General features: G+C 68.7%; 19 protein-coding genes. All 19 read left to right on the forward strand.

The window, feature by feature from the left end; genetic code table 11:
* Positions 1–21: 21 nt before the first annotated feature.
* The 19 genes from BW991_RS10995 (at position 22) to cyoE (ending at position 15481) form a co-directional block, all read left to right on the forward strand.
* Positions 22–267 carry a hypothetical protein gene (locus tag BW991_RS10995; RefSeq protein ID WP_076602155.1) on the forward strand — a complete coding sequence of 82 codons (246 nt, stop codon included), beginning with the start codon at positions 22–24 and terminating at the stop codon, positions 265–267.
* Entirely contained in the window at positions 264–1622 is a 1359-nt protein-coding gene (locus BW991_RS11000) for an NAD(P)/FAD-dependent oxidoreductase (protein WP_076602156.1), read from the forward strand. Before BW991_RS10995 ends, BW991_RS11000 begins: the two co-directional genes overlap by 4 nt.
* Positions 1619–2401, forward strand: a complete 783-nt coding sequence (locus BW991_RS11005) for a DUF1365 domain-containing protein (RefSeq protein ID WP_076602157.1) — start codon at positions 1619–1621, stop codon at positions 2399–2401. The genes BW991_RS11000 and BW991_RS11005 overlap by 4 nt, the downstream gene beginning before the upstream one ends.
* The gene (locus BW991_RS11010; RefSeq protein WP_076602158.1) at positions 2398–3618 is read left to right on the forward strand and encodes an SAM-dependent methyltransferase; all 1221 of its coding nucleotides are present in this window, start codon (positions 2398–2400) and stop codon (positions 3616–3618) included. Before BW991_RS11005 ends, BW991_RS11010 begins: the two co-directional genes overlap by 4 nt.
* Positions 3587–4174: a chalcone isomerase family protein gene (locus BW991_RS11015; protein WP_084205052.1), complete on the forward strand. Its 588-nt coding sequence runs from the start codon at positions 3587–3589 to the stop codon at positions 4172–4174. The genes BW991_RS11010 and BW991_RS11015 overlap by 32 nt, the downstream gene beginning before the upstream one ends.
* Positions 4164–5432 (forward strand): MFS transporter, encoded by a 1269-nt coding sequence (locus BW991_RS11020; protein ID WP_076602159.1) that lies wholly within the window; start codon positions 4164–4166, stop codon positions 5430–5432. The genes BW991_RS11015 and BW991_RS11020 overlap by 11 nt, the downstream gene beginning before the upstream one ends.
* A gap of 11 nt (positions 5433–5443) precedes the next feature.
* Positions 5444–5959, forward strand: a complete 516-nt coding sequence (locus BW991_RS11025; RefSeq protein ID WP_212566886.1) for a DUF3833 domain-containing protein — start codon at positions 5444–5446, stop codon at positions 5957–5959.
* On the forward strand, positions 5946–6734 hold the full coding sequence (locus tag BW991_RS11030) for an SDR family NAD(P)-dependent oxidoreductase (RefSeq protein ID WP_076602161.1): 789 nt from the start codon (positions 5946–5948) through the stop codon (positions 6732–6734). Before BW991_RS11025 ends, BW991_RS11030 begins: the two co-directional genes overlap by 14 nt.
* Positions 6731–7153 (forward strand): nuclear transport factor 2 family protein, encoded by a 423-nt coding sequence (locus BW991_RS11035; RefSeq protein WP_076602162.1) that lies wholly within the window; start codon positions 6731–6733, stop codon positions 7151–7153. The genes BW991_RS11030 and BW991_RS11035 overlap by 4 nt, the downstream gene beginning before the upstream one ends.
* Positions 7154–7311: 158 nt before the next feature.
* Complete coding sequence (gene coxB / locus BW991_RS11040; RefSeq protein WP_170879086.1) at positions 7312–8439, forward strand: cytochrome c oxidase subunit II; 1128 nt, start codon at positions 7312–7314, stop codon at positions 8437–8439.
* Between the two features lie 55 nt (positions 8440–8494).
* Positions 8495–10072, forward strand: coding sequence for a cytochrome c oxidase subunit I (gene ctaD / locus BW991_RS11045; RefSeq protein WP_076602164.1), 1578 nt, complete (start codon positions 8495–8497; stop codon positions 10070–10072).
* 169 nt (positions 10073–10241) lie between these two features.
* Entirely contained in the window at positions 10242–10385 is a 144-nt protein-coding gene (locus BW991_RS23860) for a hypothetical protein (RefSeq protein ID WP_170879078.1), read from the forward strand.
* Positions 10382–10945 carry a cytochrome c oxidase assembly protein gene (locus tag BW991_RS11050; protein ID WP_076602165.1) on the forward strand — a complete coding sequence of 188 codons (564 nt, stop codon included), beginning with the start codon at positions 10382–10384 and terminating at the stop codon, positions 10943–10945. Before BW991_RS23860 ends, BW991_RS11050 begins: the two co-directional genes overlap by 4 nt.
* A gap of 5 nt (positions 10946–10950) precedes the next feature.
* The gene (locus BW991_RS11055; protein ID WP_076602288.1) at positions 10951–11193 is read left to right on the forward strand and encodes a DUF2970 domain-containing protein; all 243 of its coding nucleotides are present in this window, start codon (positions 10951–10953) and stop codon (positions 11191–11193) included.
* 110 nt (positions 11194–11303) lie between these two features.
* Entirely contained in the window at positions 11304–12155 is an 852-nt protein-coding gene (locus tag BW991_RS11060) for a cytochrome c oxidase subunit 3 (protein ID WP_076602166.1), read from the forward strand.
* Between the two features lie 13 nt (positions 12156–12168).
* The gene (locus BW991_RS11065) at positions 12169–12897 is read left to right on the forward strand and encodes an SURF1 family protein (RefSeq protein ID WP_076602167.1); all 729 of its coding nucleotides are present in this window, start codon (positions 12169–12171) and stop codon (positions 12895–12897) included.
* Positions 12875–13552 (forward strand): hypothetical protein, encoded by a 678-nt coding sequence (locus tag BW991_RS11070; protein ID WP_076602168.1) that lies wholly within the window; start codon positions 12875–12877, stop codon positions 13550–13552. The genes BW991_RS11065 and BW991_RS11070 overlap by 23 nt, the downstream gene beginning before the upstream one ends.
* A complete protein-coding gene (locus tag BW991_RS11075; RefSeq protein ID WP_076602169.1) occupies positions 13549–14586 on the forward strand; it encodes a COX15/CtaA family protein in 1038 nt (345 codons plus the stop codon). The genes BW991_RS11070 and BW991_RS11075 overlap by 4 nt, the downstream gene beginning before the upstream one ends.
* Positions 14558–15481, forward strand: a complete 924-nt coding sequence (gene cyoE, locus BW991_RS11080; RefSeq protein WP_076602170.1) for a heme o synthase — start codon at positions 14558–14560, stop codon at positions 15479–15481. Before BW991_RS11075 ends, cyoE begins: the two co-directional genes overlap by 29 nt.
* The last annotated feature ends 14 nt before the right edge of the window (positions 15482–15495 follow it).

Here is a 15495-nt window from a genome sequence, read left to right on the forward strand (position 1 = left end):
ACAAATTTTGTCCAGGACAAAATGAAAGCCAAGACCCTTAAGTTCTCTCTCGTGCAGCGCATCCTGCTGCTTGCGGCGACGGTAGTGGCAGGTGCTGCGCTGGTCACGTACCTGACTGCTCCGCGGGTCAGTGCGGCAATGCCGGTCGATCCGTCGGCAGCGGTTTCTGTCCAGGACAATTATGCCGTGGATGAGGGGCTGACACTGAAGCTCTTCCTTCATCGCGGCGACTATGCGCCGGCGGCGGTGCAGGGGCGTTCGTCATGAACATGCGCGAAGCCCTCCCGTGGGAGCCGCGTCCGGCGCGCCGGATTGCGGTCGTCGGCGCGGGGATCTCCGGATTGGCCTGTGCGTGGATGCTCTCGCGCGAGCATGACGTGACCGTCTTCGAGGCCGGCAAGCAGGCGGGCGGGCACACGAACACGGTCGACGTGACGCTGGACGGGGTGACTCATCCCGTCGACACCGGCTTCCTGGTCTTCAACCGCCGCACCTACCCGAACCTGATCGCGCTCTTCGGCCTGCTCGGCGTCGAGGCCGTCGAAACGGAGATGTCGTTTTCCGTGAGCCTGGCGCAGCCGGACCTGGAGTGGTCGGGAACGAGCCTGCGCAGCTTGTTCGCCCAGCCGGGCAATGCGGCGCGCCCGGGGTTCTGGCGCATGCTGCGCGACATCCTGCGCTTCAATCGCGAGGCTCCCCGACTCGCCCTGGGCGGCAGCGCGGCGGGGCTGGGGCTGGGTGAATACCTGGCGGCGAACCGCTACAGCCGCGAGTTCCGCGACTGGTATCTGCTGCCGATGGCTGCGGCGATCTGGTCCTGCCCGACGCGGGCCATGCTCCATTATCCCCTCGAGACCTTCGTGCGCTTCTGCGACAACCACGGCCTGCTGCAGATCGCCGATCGGCCGCAGTGGCTCACGGTGCGCGGCGGCGGGCGCGAGTACGTGCGGCGCATGTGCAGTCAGCTCGACGACCTGCGCCTCGACACGCCGGTGCTGGGGGTCTTTCGCGACGCCAACGCGGTGTGGGTGCATACCCCGCAGCGGATCGACCGCTTCGACGAGGTCGTGTTCGCGTGCCATAGCGACCAGGCGCTGGCGATCCTCGGGGCCGATGCGACGGCCGGCGAGCGCCAGATCCTGTCGGCGGTGCGCTATCAGCCCAACCGCGCCGTGCTGCACACGGATGCCAGCCTGCTGCCGCGGCGGCAGGGCGTATGGGCGGCGTGGAACTACGCCGCGGCCCCCGCAGGGGAGAGTGCGGCACCGGTGGACGGCGCAGTCTCGGTCAGCTACCTGATCAACCGCCTGCAGCCCTTGCCCTTCGACACGCCGGTGGTGGTGACGCTCAATCCCGTGCGCGAACCGGATCCGGCACGCGTGCTGGCGAGTTTCGACTACGCCCATCCGGTGTTCGACATCGCTGCGGTGGCGGCGCAGCGTGCGCTCGGCGGCATTCAGGGGGTGCGCCGCACATGGTTCGCGGGCGCGTGGACCGGCTACGGCTTTCACGAGGACGGCTTGAAATCGGCCTTGCCGATCGTCGAGGCGCTGGGCGGTCGCGTGCCCTGGCGCGGCAGCGCGCGCGGCAGTGAGAACGTCGTGGAGGCGTGCAGCGCATGAGCGCGGCGCACGACCCGCTGCTGCCGGCCGTGTGTTTCGGTGCGGTGTTTCACGAGCGCCACGCCCCGGTGCACAACCGCTTCGTGTATCCGACCGCCTTCCTGCGCCTGCCCTTGTCGCGGCTCGGCGACCTGTCCGTGCCGCTGCTCGGGGTCGAGCGCGCGAATGTCTTCTCGTTTCGCAGCCGTGACCACGGTCCGCGCGACGGCACGCCGCTGCTGCCGTGGCTGAGTGGCTTGCTCGAGCGTCACGGACTGGCCGGGGTCGCCGACGGCGAGGTCGTGCTGCAGACGATGCCGCGCATGCTGGGCTTCCTCTTCAATCCCGTGAGCTTCTGGTTCTGTCACGACCGTGCCGGCACGCTCCGGGTGGTTCTGGCCGAGGTGAGCAACACCTTCGGCGAGCATCACAACTACCTCATCCATCACCGCGACCGGGGGCCGATCCGCCCCGGCGACGAGCTGCGCGCGATCAAGGTCTTCCATGTGTCGCCCTTCCTGCCCGTGGCGGGCGAGTACCGTTTCCGTTTCCACGCCGAGGGCGTCGCCCCCGCCGTCGCGATCGATTACTGGGAGGGCGGCGAGCGTCGCCTCAGCACGGCGGTCGGCGGGCGCGCCCGGCCCCTCGATGGCCGCGCGATGCTCGCCTGGCTTGTGCGCTATCCGTTCATGACCCTCGCTGTCGTCGTGCGAATCCACTGGCAGGCGCTGCGCCTGTGGCTGAAACGGGTCCGCTTCTTTCACAAACCGCTGCCCCCGCTGGAGGAAACCACGCGATGAATACCCTCGAAAATACGCTCGCGAAACCGGTAGCCTGGTCGGCGTCCAGTGCGCCGCGCGCGACCCGGCTGGCGCTGGGGCTGCTCGAATCGCTCGAGGGCGGGGCGCTGGCGCTTGAGCTGCCCGGGGGCGAGACCCTGCGCCTCGGTCCCGGTGCGCTGCGCGCGCACTGGCGCGTGCGCGACCACGAGACCTTCGCGGCGGCGCTGGCACGCGGCGACATCGGCCTCGGCGAGAGCTACCTGGCCGGACTCTGGGACACCGACGACCTGACCGCACTGCTGACGCTGCTGGCGGAAAACCGCGCACGGCTGGGACGCGCCGTGTACGGGCGCCTGCTGCCACTGGCGGGCTACCGCATGTGGCATGCGTTGCGCGCCAACACGCGCAGCGGGGCGCGGCGCAACATCGAGGCGCACTACGACCTCGGCAACGACTTCTACGCGCTGTGGCTCGATCCAACGATGAGCTATTCGGCGGCCCTCTTCGGCGATGCCGCGGAGCCGCTCGAGACGGCCCAGCGGCGCAAGTATCGGCGCATCCTCGAGCGCCTTGGTGCGCAGCCGGGGCAGACGATCCTCGAGGTCGGCTGCGGCTGGGGCGGCTTCGCCGAGGTCGCGGCAAAGGAGTTCGGCTGTCTCGTGTTCGGCATCACGCTCTCGCCCGCGCAGCTCGCCCATGCGCGCGCCCGCGCCGAGCGCGAAGGCTTCGCCGATCGTGCAAGCTTCGCGCTGTGCGACTACCGCGACGTGCTGGGCGAGTACGACCACGTCGTGTCCATCGAGATGATCGAGGCGGTCGGGGAGCGCTTCTGGCCGACCTATTTCGCGACGCTCGCGCGCCGCCTGCGGCGCGGCGGGCGCTGCGTGGTGCAGGCGATCACGATCGACGAGGCCCTGTTCCCGCGCTACCGGCGGGGAACGGACTTCATCCAGCGCTACATCTTCCCCGGCGGGATGCTGCCGACGCCGGCCATCGTGCGCCGCCAGGCCGACGCCGCAGGACTCGCGCTCACCGGGGACTTCGTCTTCGGGCGCGACTACGCGCGCACGCTGCAATGCTGGCACGCGCAGTTCGACGCGCAGCGCGCCGAGGTCGCGGCGCAGGGCTTCGATGCGCGCTTCATGCGCCTGTGGCGCTTCTATCTGGCGTACTGCGAGGCCGGTTTCCTTGTTGGCGACATCGATGTCCATCACTTCGAACTCGCCCACCGCTGAGCGCGCAGGGGTGCGGCCGCTGCTGCTTGCCGGCTGCATCGCGCTCGCGTGCGCGCTCGGGGCCGGGCGCGCGGCCGCATCCGGACTCGAGGCGCGGGCCCCGGGGGTCGGCACGGGCTGGGGCGTCGTGGGGCAGGGCACGATGCGCTGGTTCGGTCTCGCGCTCTACGACGCCAGCCTGTGGACGCGCGGTGCCGCGTCCTGGCGCCCCGAGCGCCCCTTCGCGCTGGAGATCCGCTACGCGCGACCGATCCGCGGCGAGCGCCTCGTCGCGGCCAGTCTCGACGAGATGGCGCGTCTCGGGTTCGCGGACGCGGAACGGCGCGAGACCTGGCGACCGCTGCTGGCGCGCGCATTCCCGTCAGTCGAGCCCGGCGACACGATCGTCGGGCTGGCGGAACCCGACGGCCGGGTGGCCTTCTACCATCGCGGCGCGCTGACCGCCGAGTTGCGTGACGCGGACTTCGCGCGCGCCTTCTTCGCGATCTGGCTCGACCCGCGCACGCGCGAGCCGGGCCTGCGTTCAAGCCTGCTGGGGATCGGCGATGAAGGTTGAGCGCGGACCCGCCCTGGCCTACGGCGTGCTGGGGCTGCCGCTGGCCTTCGCCGCGCTGCCGATCTATGTGCACGCACCCAAGCTCTACGCGGACGGCCTCGGCCTGCCGCTCGCGGCGATCGGCGCCGTCCTGCTTGGCGTGCGTATCGTCGATGCGCTCACCGATCCGCTCATCGGCTGGGCGAGCGATCGTTTCGTGGCGCGACGTGCGTGGATCGTCGCGGCGCTGCCGCTGCTGGCCGCAGGATTCATCGCGCTGCTCGGTCCGCCGGCGGGTGCCGGGCTCGTGTGGCTGGCGGCGTCGCTGCTGCTCGTCACGCTCGGCTACTCGCTCGCCACCATCAACTACGCCGCGTGGGGTGCGGAGCTGGCCGATACACCCGATGGGCGCACGCGCGTCGTCGCAAGCCGCGAGGGCTTCGCGCTGGCGGGCGTCGTGCTCGCGGCCGGACTGCCGTCCGTGCTCGGGCACGACTCCGCCAGCGGCCTGGTGCTGCTCGGCTGGATCTTCCCCTTCATCCTCGTGCTCGGCGCGGGGCTCACCTTGCGCTTCGCGCCGGCGGTGGCAAAGGTGGACGGCGGCGCCGTGTCCCTGCGCGCGGCCATGCGCGACGCGCTCGCCTTTCGTCCCTTCGCGCGGCTGCTCGTGGTGTTCGCCGCGAACGGCATCGCCGCCGCGATCCCCGCCGCGACGGTGCTGTTCTTCGTCTCCGACGTGCTGCAGGCGGAGTCCGCATCCGGCCTGTTCCTCGCTCTGTATTTCGTCGCCGGGGCCGCGAGCATGCCGCTGTGGGTGCGCTGCGCGTCCGTGTTCGGAAAGCTCGGGGCCTGGCTGCTCGCCATGCTGCTCGCGATGGCGGTGTTTGCCTGGGCGGCGACGCTCGGCGCGGGCGACCTGCGCAGTTTCGCGCTGATCTGCGTGCTCTCGGGGGCGGCGCTGGGGGCGGACCTGGCGCTGCCGGCGGCCATGCTCGCGGATCTGCTCGCCCGGGAGCGTTCGGCGGGGCCGCGCGCGGGCGCGTGGTTCGGATGGTGGAATCTCGTCTCCAAGGCGAATCTCGCGATTGCCGCCGGGCTCGCGTTGCCGCTCCTCGATCGGCTGGGGTACGCACCCGGCACCCGCGACCCCGACGCGCTGGCGGTCCTCGCAGGCGTGTACGCACTGCTGCCGGTGGCGCTCAAGGCGCTGGCTGCGGCGCTGCTGTGGCATTACCGGCGTGACCTGATGGAGGAGGAGCGGCGATGCGCCGAATACTGATGACCCTTGCGATGGTCGCGGGGATGGCCGGTTGTGCCGGCATCGATGTGCAGGAGTACGCCGCCGAAACGCCGGTCCTCGACCTGCGCCGCTACTTCGATGGCACGCTCGACGCCTACGGCATGTTCCAGGACCGCTCGGGCAAGGTCGTCAAGCGATTTCATGTCGTCATCGAGGCGAGCTGGCGCGGCGATGTCGGCACGCTCGACGAGCGCTTCACCTACTCGGACGGCACGACCCAGCGGCGCGTGTGGACGATCACGCGGCACGACACGCATCGCTACGGCGGCGTCGCGGCCGACGTCGTCGGCGAGGCGCGCGGCGAGGCGCGCGGCAACGCGCTGCGCTGGCGCTACGTGCTCGCGCTGCCGGTCGGCGATCGGACCTGGCACGTCGATTTCGACGACTGGATGTTCCTGATGGACGAGCGCGTGATGCTGAACCGGTCGGTGATGAGCAAGTTCGGCGTGCGTCTCGGCGAGGTGACCCTGTCCTTCGTGAAGAGAGAAGCGCATGCGCTTCCTTGAGCCGCTCAATCCGCCGATCCGGGACTGGCGCGGCCTGCGCGTCTGGCTGGTCGGCGGCTCGGCCGGGATCGGCGCGGCGCTTGCGAGTGATCTGGCCGCACGCGGTGCGCGGCTCGCGCTGTCGGCGCGCGATGCCGACCGCCTCGCCGCGGTCGCCGCGGACTGTCCCGGCAGTCTCGCGCTGACGATGGACGTCACGCGCGGGGTGCCGGAATATGCGCGCGTGCGCGACGATCTGCTCGCCGCCTGGGGCGGTATCGACCTCGTCGTCCTCAACGCCGGCACCTACCGGCCGATGCGCGCCTGGGAACTCGAGCCGGAGGCGGTGCGCGCGACCCTCGACGTGAATCTGCTCGGGGTGATCGACGGTGTCGCAAGCGTCCTCCCGACCCTTCTTGCGCAGGAGCGCGGCGCAATCGCGATCGTCGGCAGCGTCGCGGCCTACCGCGGATTGCCGCAGGCGGCGGCCTATGGAGCGTCGAAGGCCGCGCTCGTCAATTTCGCCGAGTCCCTGTATCTCGACCTCGCGCCGCGCGGGGTCGCGATCCACCTCATCAGTCCGGGCTTCGTCGCAACCCGCCTCACGGCGCAGAACCCCTTCACGATGCCCGCCCTGATGCAGCCCGAGGACGCTGCGGCGGAGATCGTTGCCGGCTTCGCGCGCGGCAATTTCGAGACCCACTTTCCGCGCCGCTTCACGCGGCTGATGAAGCTGCTGCGCGTCCTGCCGTACCGGCTGTACTTTCCGCTCGTGCGGCGGGTAACCGGGCCATGACGCGCGCAGCCGCCGAAAGGCTCGCCGAATTCTATGCGACGCTCACACCGCAGTCGCTCGCGTCCCTGGCGGATTTCTACGCGCCGGACGCGCGCTTCGTCGATCCCTTCAACGACGTCACCGGCCTTGACGCGATCGCGCACATCTTTCGCCACATGTTCGCGACCGTCGAGGCGCCGCGCTTCGAGGTGACGAGCTGTCTCGCGGGCGAGCGGGAGGCGATGCTGGCTTGGACCTTCCGCTTCGGCGCCGGGCGCGCGTGCCGCGAGATCCGCGGCGTCACGCAGCTGCGTTTCGATGCCGGCGGGCGGGTCATCGAGCACATCGATCACTGGGATCCCGCGCGCCAGCTCTACGAGCACATCCCCCTGATCGGCTGCATCCTGCGCACATTGCGGCACCGCCTCGCCGCACCTTGATCGCAGCTGCGAGCGGGCGGATATCACATATTGCGCTGCAATATGTTGATAAAGCTCAAAAACTTGTATTGCGACCAGAGAAGCCGCTATGGCATGATCAATTTGCATTCGCTGAAATACGGCTCGCGTGAGCCGCCGCATTCGATGGGGGTTGGGACATGGGTCTTGCCAGTCGTCATGCAGTAGCCGTATTCCTGATGCTCACCTCGCCGGCTCTCCTCGCCCAAAGCCGTTACAACCTCCAGCCCCCTGCCACCGGCATCGCCGCGCAGATCTACGACATGCACACGCTCATGTTGCTGATCTGCCTGTTCATCTTCGTGATCGTCTTCGGCGTGATGTTCTGGGCGGTGATCCACCACCGCAAGTCGAAAGGCGCGGTCGCTGCCCACTTCCACGAGAACACCGCGGTCGAAATCGCGTGGACCGTCATCCCCATTCTCATCCTCCTCGGCATGGCCTGGCCGGCGACCCGGACGGTGCTGGAGATGAAGGACACGCGCGACCCGGACATCACCATCAAGGCCACCGGCTACCAGTGGAAGTGGGGTTACGACTACCTGCAGGGCGAAGGGCAGGGCATCCGCTTCGTGTCCAACCTGTCGACCCCGCGCGAGCAGGTCGAGGGCAAGGCCGCCAAGGGCGAGCATTATCTGGTCGAGGTCGACAACCCCGTCGTCGTCCCGGCCGGCAAGAAGATCCGCGTGCTGACAACCGCCGCCGACGTGATCCATTCATGGTGGCTGCCGGCGTTCGGCGTCAAGCAGGACGCCATCCCCGGCTTCATCCGCGATGCATGGTTCCGTGCCGACCAGGAAGGCGTCTACCGCGGCAACTGCGCCGAGCTGTGCGGCAAGGACCACGGCTTCATGCCCATCGAAGTGCATGTCGTGTCGCAGGAGGCCTACACCAAGTGGGTCGCCGACCGGCAGGCCGCGATGGCCGCCGCCGCGAGCGCCGGTGCGCGCGAATGGGCGTTTGCCGAACTCGTCGAGCACGGCGCCAAGGTCTTCGCGGCGAACTGCGTCGCCTGCCATCAGGCCGACGGCAAGGGCCTGCCGCCCGCCTTCCCGCCGCTCGACGGCTCGAAGGTCGTCCTCGGCGATGCGGCCGGGCAGATCGAGGTCGTGCTGAAGGGACGTCCTGGCACGCCGATGGCCGCCTTCGGCGCGCTGCTGTCCGACGCCGACATCGCGGCCGTCATCACCTACACGCGCAACACCTGGAGCAACAAGACCGGCGAAGCCATCCAACCGTCGCAGATCGCGGCGGCGCGGGGCAAATGATGGCAAGCACGGGCAACTGAAGCAGCTCGAACGTCCGATTCGTCAAGGAGGCAGCATGGCGGCAGTCATGTCCGATCACGCGCACGGCGACCATCATGGCCCCACCGGCCTGATGCGCTGGATCACGACGACCAATCACAAGGACATCGGCACGATGTACCTGGTCTTCAGCTTCATCATGTTCCTCTCGGGGGGCGTGATGGCGCTGACGATCCGCGCGGAGCTGTTCCAGCCCGGCCTGCAGGTCGTGCAGCCCGAGTTCTTCAACCAGCTCACGACCATGCACGGCCTCGTGATGGTGTTCGGCGCCATCATGCCCGCCTTCGTCGGCTTCGCGAACTGGCAGATCCCGCTTATGATCGGCGCGTGCGACATGGCCTTCGCGCGCATGAACAACTGGAGCTTCTGGCTCCTGCCGCCGGCCGCGACCCTGCTGATCGGCTCCTTCTTCGTTCCCGGCGGCGCCACCGCCGCGGGCTGGACGCTCTACGCGCCGCTCTCCGTGCAGATGGGCATGGGCATGGACATGGCGATCTTCGCGATCCACATCATGGGCGTGAGCTCCATCATGGGCGCCATCAACATCGTCGTCACCATCCTCAACATGCGCGCGCCCGGCATGACGATGATGAAGATGCCGCTCTTCTGCTGGACCTGGCTCATCACCGCCTACCTGCTGATCGCGGTCATGCCGGTGCTGGCCGGCGCCGTGACGATGGTGCTCACCGACCGCCATTTCGGCACCAGCTTCTTCAGCGCCGCCGGCGGCGGCGACCCGGTGATGTACCAGCACATCTTCTGGTTCTTCGGCCATCCGGAGGTCTACATCATGATCCTCCCGGCCTTCGGCATCATCAGCCAGATCATTCCCACCTTCGCGCGCAAGCCGCTGTTCGGCTACGCGTCGATGGTGTACGCCACCGCGTCGATCGCGATCCTCTCCTTCAGCGTGTGGGCGCACCACATGTTCACCACCGGCATGCCCGCCGTCGGCCAGCTCTTCTTCATGTACGCGACGATGCTCATCGCCGTGCCCACCGGCGTGAAGGTGTTCAACTGGGTCGCGACGATGTGGCGCGGCTCGATGACCTTCGAGACGCCGATGCTCTTCGCTGTCGGCTTCATCTTCGTGTTCACGATGGGCGGCTTCACCGGCCTCATCTGCGCCATCGCCCCGATCGACATCCAGGTGCAGGACACCTACTACGTCGTCGCGCATTTCCACTACGTGCTGGTCGCCGGCAGCCTCTTCGCGCTCTTCGCCGGCGCCTACTACTGGCTGCCGAAGTGGACCGGCCACATGCCCGACGAGCGCATCGGCAAGCTGCACTTCTGGTGCTCGATCGTCTTCTTCAACATCACCTTCTTCCCGATGCACTTCCTCGGGCTCGCCGGCATGCCGCGCCGCATCCCCGACTACGCGCTGCAGTTTGCCGACTTCAACATGCTGGCCTCGATCGGCGCCTTCGGCTTCGGCCTCTCCCAGCTCATCTTCCTTGCAGCGGTCGTGAAATGCGTGCGCGGCGGCGAAAAGGCCGCCGCACGTGCCTGGGAAGGCGCCGAAGGACTGGAATGGACCGTCCCGTCGCCCGCGCCGCACCACACCTTCGAAGAAGCGCCGGTGGTGAAATGAACAGCGTTGCCAAAATCAGCCGTCGAGCCGGTACCGATGCGAGCGGCGTGTCGGGTGTTCGCAGACCCGGCGAGGACTGTCTGAGCCCGCAGGGCGAGTTCCGCAGCCGGCAGCGCGAATACCCGGCGCGGCGCGGATCGCAGCCTACGGCGTCAGAGCTGTTCCGGGCATGGACGAGCTCGAACCCGCGATGACCCACAGCGACGACCCCGCCCGCCGTGCCGCGAACCGCCGCACCGCCCTGCTGCTGGCGGTCGTCGCGCTGCTGTTCTTCGTCGCGGCGCTGTTCAAGTTCAAGGGGCTCACCCCATGACCGCGTCCGGCCGTATCGCCGCGGAAAACCGGCGCCTGCTCGTGCGCCTCGCCGTCGCGGCCGTCGTCATGTTCGGCTTCGGCTTCCTGCTCGTGCCCTTCTACGAAAAGATCTGCGAAGTCACCGGCATCAACAACCTGCTCAAGCCCGACACCGCCGTCAACACCCAGATCGACCTCACGCGCACCGTCACGATCCAGTTCGACGGCAACATCCACGACCTGCCGTGGCAGTTCCGCCCGCTGCAGACCCAGATCAGCGTCCATCCCGGCGAACTCGCCACCGTCGCCTACGAAGTGTCCAACACCCGCAGCGAACCTGTCACCGGCCAGGCCGTCCCCAGCTACGGCCCGCAACTCGCCGGCCAGTACTTCCGCAAGCTCGAATGCTTCTGCTTTGCCAGGCAGACGCTGGCCGCCGGCGAAAAACGCACGATGCCCGTCGCCTTCGTCGTCGATCCCGGCCTGCCCGAGGACGTCAAGGTCATCACCCTCTCTTACACCTTCTTTGAAATAGCCGGGCGCCGCCTTGCCGGTGACGGCGCGGGAGGCCGTTCGTGATCGCCATGCAGAACCACGACCCGCGCCACGCGCCGCCCAGCAACGATCCCGCCACACCGCCGCGCGCCGGCTTCCTCGCGACCCTGCGCGCCGTGCTGTGGTCCTTCGTCGGCATACGGCGCCGGCACGACTACGAACACGATTCCCGTTCGCTCGACCCGCGCGCGGTCGTCCTTGCCGGTCTGCTCGCAGGTCTCGCATTCGTGCTCACCCTGGTCGCCGTCGTGCGCCTGATCGTCGGAGGCTGACGCATGACGAGGTCGAAACGACATGATCGCAGGCCATTCGGCGGAAGGCGCGTCGCTTTTCCGCCCTACGTTCCGGCGCGGGAAAACGCCGGGGAGTCAGGAGGGAAGACATGACGCAAACCTTCGAAAAATACTTCGTCCCCGAACCCTCGAAGTACCCCATCTTCGGCTCGATCGCGCTGCTGCTCTTCGGCAGCGGCGCCGCGATGTGGCTCAACGGCTTCAAGGCCGGACCCTGGGCGTTCTTTCTCGGCATCGCGGTCCTCGTCTTCATGCTGTTCGGCTGGTTCGGCCAGGTCGTGCACGAGTCCGAAGGCGGCAAGTACGGCCGCAAGGTCGACCGCTCCTTCCGCTGGTCGATGGGCTGGTTCATCTTCTCCGAAGTCATGTTCTTCGCCGCCTTCTTCGGCGCGCTGTTCTACGCCCGTGTCCTCTCCGTCCCCTGGCTCGCCACCGGCGACACCGTGGAACTGCTGTGGCAGGGCTTCGCCGGCGGCTGGCCCACGGCCGGCCCCGACAAGCCCGACCCCTTCACGCCGATGACCGCCTGGGGCATCCCCGCACTCAACACCCTGATCCTGCTCAGTTCCGGCGCGACCCTCACCTGGGCGCACCACGGCCTGCGCCACGACAAGCGCAGCCAGCTCAAGCTCGGCCTGCTCGTCACCATCCTGCTCGGCGTGCTCTTCCTCAGCCTGCAGATCTACGAATACCGCCACGCCTACGCCGAACTCAACCTGCGCCTCGATACCGGCATCTACGGCTCCACCTTCTACCTCCTCACCGGCTTCCATGGCATGCACGTCACGGTCGGCGCAATCATGCTCACGGTGATGCTCGGCCGCGCGCTGGCCGGACATTTCACCCCCGACAGCCACTTCGGCTTCGAGGCCGCCGCGTGGTACTGGCACTTCGTTGACGTCGTATGGCTGCTGCTGTTCGTCGTCGTCTACCTGCTGTAACCGGCCACTGCGAATGAGCCTGCGTCGTCACGCCCGTCTGCATCCCGTGCCGCTGCTCGCGGGCGTGGCGCTCGCGCTGCTCACGCTGCAGCTGGGCAACTGGCAGACGCGCCGCGCGGCGGAAAAGGCCGAACTGCAGGCCGAATACCGTGCCGCGGCCGAGCGCCCCGCCCAGCCCCTCGACTCAACGCCTCCTTCCGAGTGGCAAAGCGTCGAACTCCATGGCGAATGGCTCCCCGGGCGCAGCATCCTGATCGACAACCGAGTTCACGAGGGGCGCGCCGGCTACCACGTCTTCACGCCGCTGCAGCTCGCAGGGCAGGGGGGTGTCGTGCTGGTCAACCGCGGCTGGATCGGCGCGGGTGCCGACCGCTCGCAGCCGCCCCCCCGGATCGCCAACCCGCCCGGCGCGACCGTCGTCACCGGCCGCGTGCGCCATCCCGATGAAAAACCCTTCATGCTTGCCGCCGATGCGCCCTCGGGCAGCGTCTGGCAGGCGCTCGATCTCGCCCGCTACCGCAGCGAAACGCGACTTCCGGTGGCCGACTTCTACGTGCAGCAGACCAGTCCCGCCGACGACGGCCTGATCCGCAGCTGGCCCGAGCCCGATGCCGGCATCGAGCGCCACCGCGGCTACGCCCTCCAGTGGTACGCCCTTGCTACCCTCGCGACCGCGCTCACCCTGTGGTACCTGTGGAACGCTTTCCGGAGTCCCCGGCATGACCAGCGCAAGCCTCTCTGAGCCCCCGTCCGTACCTGCGCCGGACGCCGCCGCGCGCACCCGCGCCGGACGCCGCACGCTGGCGCTGCTCGCCTTCGTCTGCGTGCTGCCCGTCGTCGCCTCCTATTTCGCCTATTACGTCTGGCAGCCGGAAGGGCGGGCCAACTACGGCGAACTGCTTGTGCCCGCGGCCCTGCCCGACGCGGTACTGCCGGGCGTCGCCGGTCAGCCGGATGTCGCGCGCAAGGAACTCGAGGGTCGCTGGACCCTGCTCTTCGCCGCATCCGGCGCGTGCGACCGCGCCTGCACGGATGCCCTGTACCTGATGCGCCAGTCGCGTCTCGCGCAGGGCGAAGAGATGGAGCGCGTCGCACGCCTGTGGCTGGTTTCCGACGCCGCGATGCCGGCTGCCGAGCTGCTCGCGGTGCACGACGGGCTACGCCTTGCCCGTGCCACCCCGGCGTGGCTCGCGCACTTGCCTGCCGCCGAGCGGGGGCGTCACGTCTATCTGGTCGATCCGCGCGGCAGCGTGATCATGCGCTTCCACGAGAACGCCGATCCGCGCCGCGTCATCAAGGACCTGCAGCGCCTGCTCAAGTATTCGGCGCTCGGTCGGGTGCAGTCGACTCCTCCGGCGCACTCGACCCCCGCCACCGCCGAGCGCGCCGCACGATGACCGCCTACCGCCGCCTGATTCTGCTCGCGCTTGCGCTCACGACCCTCGTCGTCGTCTTCGGTGCCTATGTCCGCCTGTCCGACGCGGGCCTCGGCTGCCCCGACTGGCCGGGCTGCTACGGTCAGCTCAGCCCGCATCACGCCGCCGACGCGATCAGCGAGACCCACGCCGCCGACCCGCAAGGGCCGGTCAGCCTTCCGAAGGCGTGGAAGGAGATGATCCACCGCTACCTCGCCGCCAGTCTCGGCCTGCTCATCCTTGCCATCGCGCTCCTCGCCTGGCGCCGCCGCGGCACCCCGGGCGTCGCCCCGCGGCTCGCCGCAGCCCTCATGGGCATCGTGATCTTCCAGGGCCTGCTCGGCAAATGGACCGTCACGCTGCTGCTCAAGCCGGCCATCGTCACGGCCCACCTCCTCGGCGGCCTCACGACCGTGGCGCTGCTCGCCTGGCTTGCCTTGCATGCCCAGGCGTCGGCACGGATCGAGGTTCCGCGCCGTCTAATCGTCCTCGCACGCGCGGCCTTCGCGCTGCTTGCGGTGCAGATTGCGCTCGGAGGCTGGACGAGCACCAACTACGCCGCGCTCGCCTGCACCGACCTCCCGGCCTGCCAGGGCAGCCTGTGGCCGCCGGCCGACTATGCGAATGCCTTCCATGTCGTGCGCGAGCTCGGCATGACGGCCGACGGCGAAGTGCTCCCGCTGGCGGCGCTCACTGCGATCCACTGGTCGCATCGCGTCGGCGCAGTGATTGCCGGAATGGCGCTGGTCGCGCTCGGCGGCGCGCTGCTGCGCCGCTCCGTGACGCGCCGTTTCGCTGCCGTCCTGCTGGTCGCACTCGCCGCCCAGCTCGCCCTCGGTATCGCCAACGTCGTGCTTAGTCTTCCGCTGCCGCTCGCGGTCGCGCACAACGCCGGTGCAGCGGCGCTCGTCATCGTGATGGTGTGGATCAACCACAGCCTGCGCGGGGCCCGCAGTCCCGCAATGGCTGCGCAGAGGAGGGCAGCTCATGCGGGCCGCGAAAATTCTTACGCCTGATTCTCACGTCGCTGGTTCCCACGTCGCGACCGCGCGTCTGCACGCCTTTTACGTGCTGACGAAGCCGCGGGTGAATTCCCTGATCGTGTTCTGCGCCATCATCGGCATGTTCCTCGCCGTCCCCGACGGCTTGCCGTCGCCCGCCATCGTGTTCGCTGCTACCGTCGGCATCGCCTGCGTCGCGGGTGCCGCAGCGGCGATGAACTGCCTCATCGAAGCGCAGATCGATGCGCGCATGAGCCGCACCCGCGGGCGCCCCCTGCCGCGCGGCGAACTCACCCGGCGCGAAACGCTCGCCTTTGCCGGCGCGCTCGGCGGCAGCGGCCTCCTGATCCTGCATCAGCACGTCAACCCGCTGACGATGTGGCTCACGCTCGCCACTTTCGTCGGCTACGCGGTGGTCTACACCATCTTCCTCAAGCCGCGCACGCCGCAGAACATCGTCATCGGCGGCGCTTCCGGCGCCATGCCCCCGGTGCTCGGCTGGGCTGCCGTCACCGGCGACGTCAGCGCCGACGCGCTGCTTCTCTTTCTCATCATCTTCGCGTGGACCCCGCCGCACTTCTGGTCCCTCGCGCTCTACCGCAGCGCCGACTACGCGCGCGCCGGGCTGCCGATGCTGCCGGTCACCCACGGCCCCGAATTCACGCGGCTCTCGGTGCTGCTGTATACATGCATCCTCTTCGGCGTCACGCTGCTGCCGTTCGCGACGCGCATGAGCGGCATCCCCTATCTCATCGCCGCGATCGCGCTCGGCGGCTGCTACCTCGGGCACGCATGGCGTCTGTACGTCGACTACAGCGACGCCCGCGCACGACGCGCCTTCCGCTTCTCCATCCTGTATCTGTTCTTGCTCTTCGCGGCCCTGCTGGCGGATCATTACCTGCGTTTCTGATCCCCTCCATGTTC

Origin of the sequence: Aromatoleum tolulyticum (genome assembly GCF_900156155.1) — a bacterium.
Classification (GTDB): domain Bacteria; phylum Pseudomonadota; class Gammaproteobacteria; order Burkholderiales; family Rhodocyclaceae; genus Aromatoleum; species Aromatoleum tolulyticum.

Coding starts and splice junctions, on each gene's coding strand:
- BW991_RS10995 (WP_076602155.1), top strand. CDS start 22: ATGAAAGCCAAGACCCTTAAGTTCTCTCTCGTGCAGCGCATCCTGCTG.
- BW991_RS11000 (WP_076602156.1), top strand. CDS start 264: ATGAACATGCGCGAAGCCCTCCCGTGGGAGCCGCGTCCGGCGCGCCGG.
- BW991_RS11005 (WP_076602157.1), top strand. CDS start 1,619: ATGAGCGCGGCGCACGACCCGCTGCTGCCGGCCGTGTGTTTCGGTGCG.
- BW991_RS11010 (WP_076602158.1), top strand. CDS start 2,398: ATGAATACCCTCGAAAATACGCTCGCGAAACCGGTAGCCTGGTCGGCG.
- BW991_RS11015 (WP_084205052.1), top strand. CDS start 3,587: ATGTCCATCACTTCGAACTCGCCCACCGCTGAGCGCGCAGGGGTGCGG.
- BW991_RS11020 (WP_076602159.1), top strand. CDS start 4,164: ATGAAGGTTGAGCGCGGACCCGCCCTGGCCTACGGCGTGCTGGGGCTG.
- BW991_RS11025 (WP_212566886.1), top strand. CDS start 5,444: ATGGTCGCGGGGATGGCCGGTTGTGCCGGCATCGATGTGCAGGAGTAC.
- BW991_RS11030 (WP_076602161.1), top strand. CDS start 5,946: ATGCGCTTCCTTGAGCCGCTCAATCCGCCGATCCGGGACTGGCGCGGC.
- BW991_RS11035 (WP_076602162.1), top strand. CDS start 6,731: ATGACGCGCGCAGCCGCCGAAAGGCTCGCCGAATTCTATGCGACGCTC.
- coxB (WP_170879086.1), top strand. CDS start 7,312: ATGGGTCTTGCCAGTCGTCATGCAGTAGCCGTATTCCTGATGCTCACC.
- ctaD (WP_076602164.1), top strand. CDS start 8,495: ATGGCGGCAGTCATGTCCGATCACGCGCACGGCGACCATCATGGCCCC.
- BW991_RS23860 (WP_170879078.1), top strand. CDS start 10,242: ATGGACGAGCTCGAACCCGCGATGACCCACAGCGACGACCCCGCCCGC.
- BW991_RS11050 (WP_076602165.1), top strand. CDS start 10,382: ATGACCGCGTCCGGCCGTATCGCCGCGGAAAACCGGCGCCTGCTCGTG.
- BW991_RS11055 (WP_076602288.1), top strand. CDS start 10,951: ATGCAGAACCACGACCCGCGCCACGCGCCGCCCAGCAACGATCCCGCC.
- BW991_RS11060 (WP_076602166.1), top strand. CDS start 11,304: ATGACGCAAACCTTCGAAAAATACTTCGTCCCCGAACCCTCGAAGTAC.
- BW991_RS11065 (WP_076602167.1), top strand. CDS start 12,169: ATGAGCCTGCGTCGTCACGCCCGTCTGCATCCCGTGCCGCTGCTCGCG.
- BW991_RS11070 (WP_076602168.1), top strand. CDS start 12,875: ATGACCAGCGCAAGCCTCTCTGAGCCCCCGTCCGTACCTGCGCCGGAC.
- BW991_RS11075 (WP_076602169.1), top strand. CDS start 13,549: ATGACCGCCTACCGCCGCCTGATTCTGCTCGCGCTTGCGCTCACGACC.
- cyoE (WP_076602170.1), top strand. CDS start 14,558: ATGCGGGCCGCGAAAATTCTTACGCCTGATTCTCACGTCGCTGGTTCC.